Origin of the sequence: Mangrovibacterium lignilyticum (genome assembly GCF_010882175.1) — a bacterium.
Taxonomy (GTDB): Bacteria; Bacteroidota; Bacteroidia; order Bacteroidales; family Prolixibacteraceae; genus Mangrovibacterium; species Mangrovibacterium lignilyticum.
Map to the genome: position 1 here is coordinate 1 of NZ_WKLH01000004.1, position 11,325 is coordinate 11,325.

Annotated in this window: 6 protein-coding genes; all 6 read left to right on the top strand. The window is 46.1% G+C overall.

What is annotated here, in order from left to right; translation table 11 throughout:
* Positions 1 to 1,523: T9SS type A sorting domain-containing protein (locus GJV22_RS17630; RefSeq protein WP_163717041.1), on the top strand; the 1,523-nt coding region annotated here is incomplete at its 5' end.
* 485 nt (positions 1,524 to 2,008) lie between these two features.
* Positions 2,009 to 6,634: a T9SS type A sorting domain-containing protein gene (locus GJV22_RS17635; RefSeq protein ID WP_163717043.1), complete on the top strand. Its 4,626-nt coding sequence runs from the start codon at positions 2,009 to 2,011 to the stop codon at positions 6,632 to 6,634.
* Between the two features lie 366 nt (positions 6,635 to 7,000).
* The gene (locus tag GJV22_RS17640; RefSeq protein ID WP_163717045.1) at positions 7,001 to 7,186 is read left to right on the top strand and encodes a hypothetical protein; all 186 of its coding nucleotides are present in this window, start codon (positions 7,001 to 7,003) and stop codon (positions 7,184 to 7,186) included.
* A 15-nt stretch (positions 7,187 to 7,201) separates the two neighbouring features.
* Positions 7,202 to 7,477, top strand: a complete 276-nt coding sequence (locus tag GJV22_RS17645; protein WP_163717047.1) for a hypothetical protein — start codon at positions 7,202 to 7,204, stop codon at positions 7,475 to 7,477.
* Between the two features lie 80 nt (positions 7,478 to 7,557).
* Complete coding sequence (locus GJV22_RS17650; protein ID WP_163717049.1) at positions 7,558 to 7,941, top strand: hypothetical protein; 384 nt, start codon at positions 7,558 to 7,560, stop codon at positions 7,939 to 7,941.
* Between the two features lie 364 nt (positions 7,942 to 8,305).
* Positions 8,306 to 11,325, top strand: a 3,020-nt coding sequence (locus GJV22_RS17655) for an HYR domain-containing protein (RefSeq protein ID WP_238480357.1), incomplete at its 3' end; no start/stop codon positions are given.

The window sequence follows — 11,325 nt, forward strand, 5'->3', positions numbered from 1 at the left end:
AAGCACCGGTAATAAGCTGTCCTGCCGATATGATCGTTGATTGTGAGTTCGACGGTGAATCAGGCATGGCAACAGCCACCGATAACTGTACCGCAGAAGGCGACATCGTGATTGGTTATGTAGATTCATCCGATTTGGATGACTGCGGCCTGGGCATGATTACCCGTACGTGGACCGCAACCGACTGTGCCGGCAATTCATCCAGCTGTGAGCAGATGATCACCGTTAAAGATGACGAAGCACCAGTATTGAACGTTCCTGCAGATGTACGTTTCGAATGCGAAATGGGTGATGCAGGTATGGCCACAGCTACCGACAACTGTACTGCGGAAGGTGACATCGAAATCAGCTACAATGATGATGTCGTATTAGAACACTGTGGTGTTGTGACTCGTACCTGGACAGCGATCGATTGTGCCGGAAATATGACAACCGGAGTACAAATGATTACTGTTTACGATGAGACTCCACCGACAATTATGGGTGAAGACTATGCAGTCTGCAACGAAGAATTGCCTTATGAAATCACTGTTGCCTGGACAGATAACTGTTCTGAAGGCGGTGAGTTGACTGCAGTAGGTGAATTCTATAGTGCAACAGAATGTGACACAGTTTATGCTTACATGTTCTCAGTAACCGACGATTGTGATAATCTGACAGAGAAAACAATCTATGTGACTAAGGAATCTGATAAGTATGGTTATTGTGAAACTGCGATTGCTAAGCTTGACGGAGACTATGAGTCTGATGCCCGTTGCTTCCTGGAAGATGGATTCAGTCGTTGGGGATGGACAAATATGATCGTTGAAGAAGGTGAATACACCATGCCTCTGTATGCCGGAGCCGCTCAATGTATGATCGACAAAGGTGCATTGGTAGGTCAAGTGGTTGTCACTTATTCCGGAGGTACGGTAACTGTAGAGTATCAAATTGATGAAGGTTATGCCATGAGCGAAGCTCACATTTATGTGGGATGCGAACCATATCCGACTATAAATGGTACACCAACAGTTGCTCCTGGACAATTTACTTTCAATGCTGGATACCTGGATCATGTGAATGGTCTGACAGCAGAGTTTGATAACGTTCAGGGTGGATTCTACATCATTGCTCATGCGGTAACCTGCGAGATGATTTGCAGTTGCAGTGAGTCTGAAGGACCAATCTACGCCGATGGTTATGAACCAATGGATTTGAGTATCGACTGTAACTTGCAGCCTGAAGAATCAATTGAAGTAGAAAGTCCTGAACCAAATGACGTTGACTTGGTAGCATCTCCAAATCCGTTCGACGACCAAGTCACCTTCTCATTTACTGCGAATCGGGATGGACTGGCAAAAATTGACCTGTACAACATGTTTGGTCAAAAAGTCGCCTCAATCCTGAGACAACAAGTAACGGCAGGTGAGTTTGTTCAAGTTCAATATATACCCGATGGCATTGTCACAGGTACCTATATTTACCAGTTTAAATTAGGTGCGACAGTTGTAAGCGGCAAGTTGAACTATACTGATTATAAATGAAAATAAATGGAGACCACGCATTTTCATTACTATACGAGACTACTTTAACACGAGGTAGAAAGTAGCATTTCTAGAATCAAAAGGGAAGCCGGGCAAGAGTGTCCGGCTTCTTTGAGTTCGACTATAGATTATTAGTTATTTAAGGGGGATTGGTGTTGACCGGTTCCCCTTTTTCGTTTATAAGCATTCCGACGAATCCATTATTTCTCTGTGATCCTGGATTTTGGTACCCTGCGACTCCTTTTTAAGCTGGTGGCGTTCTAAATATCCGTAAGAATCCCGATTGAAGTCAGTCCTGATTTACGCTATCTTATTATTTGCTTTTATGCCAGATGTTATATTTGGCGCTCTCTGTTTCTATTCCCTGTGCGGCAGGGATTATGTGTGATTGAACTGAAGTTTTTGCATTGGTAGCCTGGCCTGTTTCTTTTTTAATGAAGGAATGATCGGTGCAAAAACGATGTTGGAACTTAAACCAGTACAATATGAAGAAATTTTACTTCTTACCCTCTGACAAAGGAGAGTACCGATGTTGGCAGTTATTGTTTGTTTTGCCATTCTTTATCGTTGGATTATTAGCAACCAGTCCGACGATGGGACAAGGTAATAAGGCAGATATAACCGGCAATATTTTGGGTATTGCTCCTGTTCAGGCTCCCCACCATGGTACGGCCATTGATGGGAATGCCTATGCTTATTGGCGCGATACGACAATTTGGGTTGTAAACCCTTACAGCCCGACCGATTCGGTAGAACAAAACTTTGGCGAAGCCGGTGATATTTTTTATTGGCCGGAAGCCTACCCACCACCACCTGGATTTACTGCTGATTACGATACGGCTGCAGGTGTATTGGATATCATTAACAATTTTCCGGTGATTCACGATTTTCCGGATGTTGATAATGATATCACGGTGGTTTATAACGACGGTGTCGGCAATGAGGATCTATCGATCTTCAGGACCGGTGCTAAAATTAACGACGACCCGAATACCTATTATGTTGTTGCCGGAAAACCACCGGGCAAAAACGAAATTCAGAATGCCGGTGCCATATTTACCTGGGGCGATGAAAACCTTGTAGGTATTGATGGCGAGAACGGAAATCCCGACGATCTGTGGTGTGCTTTTGCTGCCGACCGGAAGGAAACCAACGGTAGTAGCTATATCGACTTTGAGTTTCTACAGGCTGCATTAGTGATGGATGAAACCGGACACTTTACAAGCTACGCTCCCGCAGAAACGGGAGGACGGACTCCGAATGACATACTGCTTACCGTAGAGTATACCAACGGTGGACCGGTAGCCAATGTAATTGTGCAACGCTGGGAACCGATTGAAGGATCTGATCCTGTCGAGTATGAATACCATATGATCGGACCGGAAACTGCTATGGGTGCAGGTGATGGTTATCCGTATGGTAGCATATTAGCTACGGTTAATACCGAGATAACTCCGGTACATTACCTGGCATTTGGACAAACGATGGACTTCAATATTGGTGGCGAGATAATGACATTGCCTTATTATGATGTCAATCAATGGTGTGAGGGTGCTGTAAACGTGAGTGCTTTATTCGGACTGTCAGGTGATGACTGTTTGACTGTTAGCACCGTATTTATCAGGACCCGTACTTCCGGGTCCAGTGGTCAGTCTCAATTGAAAGACCTTCCCGGACCACCGATTCAATTAAATATTACGGCAGATCCTCCTGAGATTGCCTGTGGAGATGTATTGTTAGAAGAATGTACTTCAGATGAAGACATTGCAATAGCATACGAAGCCTGGAAAAATGGCGACTACATCGATATTATCGATCCGGGAAAAGAAGGCGGCGCTTCGGGCTTTGTTCCGAATGGCACTTTCGACGAACTGCCTGCAAATCCGCATTGCGGATTCAGTACCTCTTATCAATTTGTTTACCAGGATCGCTGTCTGCACACCGATACTGTTACCTGTACATTTGAGGTAACCGGAGACACAACCGATCCGGTTATCACTTGCAGCGACGATCAGACCTTCGAATGTGAAGTAGGAACAGTTAATGGACCGTCATCAGTGACTGATAATTGTGATGCGAGTCCAATAGTCACAGGGCCTGTTGTTACCGGCAGTCTGGATGACTGTGGATTAGGAACGCTGACCTATACCTGGACTGCTACCGATGACTGCGGTAATAGCAGCACTTGTTCTAAGTTAGTTACAGTAGTTGACACAACACCACCGGTTATCACTTGCAGCGACGATCAGCGCTTCGAGTGTGAAGTCGGAACCGTAAATGGTCCATTGTCAGTGACTGATAATTGTGATGAAGATCCGATGGTTACAGGTCCTGTTGTAACAGGTAGTTTGGATGACTGCGGATTAGGAACACTGACTTACACCTGGACAGCAACCGACTGTGCAGGCAACAGCAGTACTTGTTCAAAATTGGTTACTGTTTACGACACCACACCACCAGTAATTGTTTGTAGTGGTGATCAGAGCTTCGAGTGTGAAGTCGGAACCGTAAATGGTCCTTCGTCTGTTAGTGATAATTGCGATGACGATCCGGAAGTTACAGGTCCTGTTGTAACAGGTAGCTTGGATGACTGCGGATTGGGAACACTGACTTACACCTGGACAGCTACCGACTGTGCAGGCAACAGCAGTACTTGTTCAAAATCAGTAAGCGTTTACGACACTACACCACCTGTAATTGTTTGTAGTGGCGATCAGAGCTTCGAGTGTGAAGTCGGAACCGTTGATGGTCCTTCGTCTGTTACCGATAATTGCGATGACGATCCGATGGTTACAGGTCCTGTTGTAACAGGTAGCTTGGATGACTGCGGATTAGGAACACTGACTTACACCTGGACAGCTACCGACTGCGCAGGCAACAGCAGTACTTGTTCAAAATCAGTAAGCGTTTACGACACTACACCACCTGTAATTGTTTGCAGTGGCGATCAGAGCTTCGAGTGTGAAGTAGGAACCGTTGATGGTCCTTCGTCTGTTACCGATAATTGCGATGACGATCCGATGGTTACAGGTCCTGTTGTAACAGGTAGTCTGGATGACTGCGGATTGGGAACGCTGACTTACACCTGGACAGCTACCGACTGTGCAGGCAACAGCAGTACTTGTTCAAAATCAGTAAGCGTTTACGACACTACACCACCTGTAATTGTTTGCAGTGGCGATCAGCGCTTCGAGTGTGAAGTCGGAACCGTTGATGGTCCTTCGTCTGTTACCGATAATTGCGATGACGATCCGATGGTTACAGGTCCTGTTGTAACAGGTAGCTTGGATGACTGCGGATTAGGAACACTGACTTACACCTGGACAGCAACCGACTGTGCAGGCAACAGCAGTACTTGTTCAAAATCAGTCAGCGTTTACGACACTACACCACCTGTAATTGTTTGTAGTGGCGATCAGAGCTTCGAGTGTGAAGTCGGAACCGTTGATGGTCCGTCGTCTGTTACCGATAATTGCGATGATGATCCGATGGTTACAGGTCCTGTTGTAACAGGTAGTTTGGATGACTGCGGATTGGGAACACTGACTTACACCTGGACAGCTACCGACTGTGCAGGCAACAGCAGTACATGTTCAAAATCGGTAAGCGTTTACGACACTACACCGCCTGTAATTGTTTGTAGTGGCGATCAGAGCTTCGAGTGTGAAGTAGGAACCGTAAATGGTCCTTCGTCTGTTACCGATAATTGCGACGACGATCCGATGGTTACAGGTCCTGTTGTAACAGGAAGTCTGAATGACTGCGGATTAGGAACACTGACTTACACCTGGACAGCAACCGACTGTGCAGGCAACAGCAGTACATGTTCAAAATCAGTAAGCGTTTACGACACTACACCACCTGTAATTGTTTGTAGTGGCGATCAGAGCTTCGAGTGTGAAGTCGGAACCGTTAATGGTCCTTCGTCTGTTACCGATAATTGCGATGACGATCCGATGGTTACAGGTCCTGTTGTAACAGGAAGTTTGGATGACTGCGGATTAGGTACACTGACCTATACCTGGACAGCAACCGACTGTGCAGGCAACAGCAGTACTTGTTCAAAATTGGTTACCGTTTACGACACAACACCACCTGTCATTACTTGTCCGGCTGATGTTTACGCCGTTTGCGAGGATATTGTCGATACCGGCGAAGCTACAGCAACCGACAATTGTGATCCGAATCCGGATATCGGTTACACCGATGTAACAGTTACCGATATGTACGGATGGACGACTACAAGAACATGGACAGCCACCGATTGTGCAGGTAATTCTGCAAGTTGTGAACAAATCATCTCATACACTTGTCACCCAACTTGTAATACTGCCTATGCTCGCAGCGATGACAATGCATGTTTCTATGACTATGGATTCAGTAACTGGGGTTGGAGCAACAGCCTGGCTGAAGGCGACGACGAATACTGGCCAATTTATGCCGGTAACCCGGATTGCGCACCAATTACCGATCCGATCGGCTCCGCTCATGTGACTTATTCCGGTAGTACTGTAACCGTTGTTTATATGCTCGACGCTCCGTATTACCTGGAGCAAGTTCATGTCGATGTCGGCTGTGATATGTTCCCGATGAAAAATGGTAGTTACACTGTTTCTCCGGGACAATACAACTTCGGCGACGGAAACCTGGACATGGCAACCATGTACACCGTTCAGTTTACCGATGTCTCCGGTCCGGTTTGGGTAATTGTACACGCAGTTAGCTGTAAAATTGAAGGCTATACACCTGTCGCATTATCAGACAACGGCGCATATAGCGAATCGATCGTTTGTGCAAGTCCGGTTGAAGTATTCAGTGCGGAGTCAGGTTCAACTTTAAGCCTGAAGTCAGCTACGGTTGTAACGGCGTATCCGAACCCGTTCTCAGACCAAATTACTTTCGAGTTTACGGCAGACCAGGATGGATTAGCACGACTTGAACTGTTCAATATGTTCGGTCAGAAAGTGGCTGTCGTTCTGAAACAGCAGGTAACTGAAGGTCAATACGTGAAAACTCAATATATACCGGATGGCGTCGTTTCAGGTGCATACATCTACCGGTTTATGCTGGGCGATACAGTCATTAACGGACAGATTATTTTTGACGAATAGATTTGGATGAAAATGATTGCGAATAATGTGGTTTCGTTTCTTCGAATAACTGCTTAAGTAAGGTAGAGAGTAGTATTTCAGGAATCACGATGGGAAGTCGGGCACACTGTCCGGCTTCCTTGAGTTTATTCATCAAGTGAATTCAAAAGGGAATCGGGTTTTATCGATTCCCTTTTTTGCTTTTTCAATTGATTCCTTGCGGATTGACTATCAGTCGAAAAGTTCATTCGTGAAGCCAATCAGGGGGGTAGAGCATCAAGAACCACTCGTTCGTGAAACTCTTCTTAATAGATGCTGTTATTTCGATCATTGGGTCGTAACTTGTTGTTGATAACCTTTTTACTAATCACCCAAAACGATGATTTTATGGATAATAAAATTGATTTCAAGATTCCTGACGAAGTTGCGGCGGAAGCTTTGCAACACATTATTAATGCAGCAACCGTGTTGAAACCTTACCTGATTGCGTTGAATGCAGAAGAGCGAAAGACGATTCCGAAAGTTAGTGATGGCACTTCGCCCTTCGTGCTCAAGACTTTGGAGTTTAGCTAAACCAATTCCCAGTTTATGCCACCCTATGTCAGTCTTACTGGTTTTTCGGATGATATGGCTAGCTGGGAGAAGTTAAATTCGATACTCATGCCGGTGCAGCAATTAGCCAACGACTTGGCGGATACGACCATGCAGGCCGGATCGGAAAGTTATGTAGCTGCGCTGAGTTATTATAATTCGGTGAAGCAGGCTGCGAAAATGAGTATTCCCGGTTCGAAACCGATTTACGAAGAGCTGAAACAGCGTTTTTCCGCCAATGGTAACCGGAGTGTTTCCGGCTCAGGCGAATAATAAAATTTGCATACGACACCTGAACGGAGGCTGGAAACAGTCTCCGTTTTTTTATGTCTCCCGCTGGTTCCCGGTTTAAAATGAAGATCATTCGGGCGCCTTTTTGTAACTCTCCGGAGACTGTAGTTGCAATAGTCCCGAAGCGATTTGCTCAAATCGGAATAGCAGCTCAAAAAAGAAGAACTGCTGTTGCCGAACGGGGAACTGGAGTCGCATCTCCCGATAATGCACTTCCACAATCCTGGAGTCAGGTTGCAATTTTAGGAAGCGAAGTTTCAAGATTCATAAGCCGTCCCGTCGATTTTGAAACACGGGTTCCCGGTTCGGCGATTGGAGTCGTTGCCTTGGTCGAAGAAGTCGCACAGGCGGGAACTTCGGTTTCCGTCTTACCGAAATTGGTTGGTTTCGATGGTCAGCGAGTCGACCCGGAGGGGGGGAGGGGTACTTCCGAAGTACCCCTGTGACGCTTAAGGTGGTCATGTTCAAATAACTGTGTCGCTTTTTTTTTGCTCTTCAATTGTCTCCTAAATAAATCAGACAAACTTGTATTTTATTGCGCGTTAAAGTATGTAAAACAGTATGTTATGCGATTTTGGAGATGAAATATCCGTAATATTCCCGATTGAAGTCCGTACCATTTTCGACTATCTTTTTTTCCAATTTAAGCAGACTTATTCGTCTGGAACTCTCTGTTGCGATTCCCTGTGATTAAGGGAATTTATGTGTATGTATATAACCCGTTTTTGCACGCGATCGAAAATCGGACAATAACTAAACCAAGCTAGTCGGGCAATGCAAAAACAATTCAAACCCTAAATTCATTGAATTATGGAGAACCTTTACCTCTCTCCCTCTAAAAAAAGAGATTATCGATGTTGGTATTGCGGAATAACGATTGTTTCTGTGATGCTGGCATTTCTTTTAGCACCCCTGACGTTAACGGCCCAAAGTGTTACCGGTAATATACTGGGGATAGCCCCGGTACAAGCTCCGACAAACGGAACGGCCATTGATGGTAATGCTTATGCCAACCATGTGTTTGGCGACTCTCTGGATGTCTACGTTTATGATGGCACTGAGCCTTATATTCCTACCGGATACGGAGCAAACGACACCGTCTGGCATAACTTTGGAACTTCCGGTGATATTTTTTATTGGGATAATGTTTATCCCGGCCCGGGGGGCGGTGTATTCAATATTGTAGGCGATACAGCAGCAGTAGAAGCCCCTTATGCTGTTGATGATTATACAGTAGTTCGCTATTTCGACGATATTACGAATAAGGACCCGACGATCTTTACCAGTTCGACTAAAATCAACCATGATCCGAATACAATGACTTGGGGGCACGGATCTAATCCACCGAAAAATGAAATTCAAAACTGCGGGGTTATTTTTACCCGGGGCGACCCTAATTTGATTGGTGTTAATGGTGAACCTGGTGATCCGGATGATATCTGGGTGGCTTGGGCTTGCGACCGTGAAGTAACTTCCGGGAGTAGTTATATCGATTTTGAATTCCTACAGGAGCCCTTATATATGATTACTGATGGGCAAAAATCGGGTTACGACTACGGTCACTTTGAAAGTATGGGAGTTGATAGTGGTCGTACCGAGGGTGATGTTTTGGTAACGGTTGAATTTGTCAATGGTGGACCTGTTGCCAATGTGATCGTTCTTGTTTGGAAACAGCAATTAGATGGTACATTTATGTATGAAATGGTCTCTGAGGAGTCATCTCCCGGTGCCGGCGACGGTTATCCCTACGGTTCCATTTTGGCTACAGTGAATACCGAAAAGACCTATGTCCATTTCCCTGCTTTTGACCAGCTCGAAGTTGCCAATATCACCGCATCTAACGGAGGAACTGATTTTACCGGGCCACTTTACTATTATGATATTAACCAATGGTGCGAGGGCGCCATTAATTTGAGTGCGATATTTGACCTGGACCCGAATCCTTGTCGGGGTATCAGTACTGTATTTACCCGTACAAGAACTTCCGGTGAATCTTCAACTGCAGAGTTGAAAGACTTGCCCGGAGAACCTGCCCAGGTAAATATTGTTTCAAATCCACCGAAGGTGAATTGCCCGGGAGATGCAACTTATACTTCTTGTGATGCCACAGAAGCATTATGGGATGCCTGGAAAGCTCAGTTTGAGTATGTTGCAGGAACGGGTAATCAAACCGCACCTGTTACAGTAACCACGGGCGGAGACGTGCTTCCTGATGATTTACCCGCTGATTTCTATTGTGGGTTTACAAAAACTTACTGGATTAAAGCAGTAGACTATTGTGACCGGATGGATTCCTGCGGTGCAACCTTTACGGTAAATGCGGATGTGACACCGCCAGTACTTAGTTGTCCAACGGTAGTATCACCGATCGAGTGTCCAAATACACCGGTCTTTGGCGATGCAACGGCCACGGATGACTGCGATAGCGCCCCGACCGTCACATTTGCAGATGTAACCACGCCGGGATCGTGTCCACAGGAATACAGTGTGACCCGCACCTGGACAGCTACCGATGCCTGTGGTAACAGTGCTTCGTGCAGCAAAACGATCGACGTTGTTGATACTACTGCACCAGTGATTACCTGTCCGACAGTTGTTTCACCGGTTGAGTGTCCGAATACACCCGTCTTTGGCGATGCAACGGCAGTTGATGCCTGTGATGACTCTCCGACGATTACGTATGAAGATGTAACCACACCGGGAACATGTCCGCAGGAATACAGTGTAACCCGTACATGGACAGCCACCGACTGTGTAGGCAATTCGAGCAGTTGCAGCAAAACGATCGATGTTGTTGATACTACTGCACCAGTGATTACATGTCCAACAGTTGTTTCACCGGTTGAGTGTCCGAATACACCCGTCTTTGGAGATGCAACAGCAGTTGATGCCTGTGATGACTCTCCAACGATTACGTATGAAGATGTAACCACACCGGGAACATGTCCGCAGGAATACAGTGTGACCCGTACGTGGACAGCCACCGACTGTGTAGGTAATTCAAGCAGTTGCAGCAAAACGATCGATGTTGTTGATACCACAGCACCAGTGATTACTTGTCCAACAGTTGTATCACCGGTTGAGTGTCCGAATACACCAGTCTTTGGTGATGCAACGGCAGTTGATGCCTGTGATGACTCTCCGACGATTACGTATGAAGATGTAACCACACCAGGAACATGTCCGCAGGAATACAGTGTAACCCGTACATGGACAGCCACCGACTGTGTAGGCAATTCAAGCAGTTGCAGCAAAACGATCGACGTTGTTGATACTACTGCACCAGTGATTACTTGTCCAACAGTTGTATCACCGGTTGAGTGTCCGAATACACCAGTCTTTGGAGATGCAACGGCAGTTGATGCCTGTGATGACTCTCCGACGATTACGTATGAAGATATTACCACACCAGGAGCATGTCCGCAGGAATACAGTGTGACCCGTACATGGACAGCCACCGACTGTGTAGGTAATTCAAGCAGTTGCAGCAAAACGATCGACGTTGTTGATACTACTGCACCAGTGATTACCTGTCCGACAGTTGTATCACCGGTTGAGTGTCCGAATACACCAGTCTTTGGCGATGCAACGGCAGTTGATGCCTGTGATGACTCTCCGACGATTACGTATGAAGATGTTACCACACCAGGAGCATGTCCGCAGGAATACAGTGTGACCCGTACGTGGACAGCCACCGACTGTGTAGGTAATTCAAGCAGTTGCAGCAAAACTATCGACGTTGTTGATACTACTGCACCAGTGATTACTTGTCCAGCAGTTGTATCACCGGTTGAGTGTCCGAATACACCAGTCTTTGGCGATGCAACGGC

Bases quoted from the DNA above. Each gene is read 5' to 3' on its own strand.
- GJV22_RS17650 (WP_163717049.1), top strand. From the start codon at position 7,558: ATGAAGATCATTCGGGCGCCTTTTTGTAACTCTCCGGAGACTGTAGTT.
- GJV22_RS17645 (WP_163717047.1), top strand. From the start codon at position 7,202: ATGCCACCCTATGTCAGTCTTACTGGTTTTTCGGATGATATGGCTAGC.
- GJV22_RS17640 (WP_163717045.1), top strand. From the start codon at position 7,001: ATGGATAATAAAATTGATTTCAAGATTCCTGACGAAGTTGCGGCGGAA.
- GJV22_RS17635 (WP_163717043.1), top strand. From the start codon at position 2,009: ATGAAGAAATTTTACTTCTTACCCTCTGACAAAGGAGAGTACCGATGT.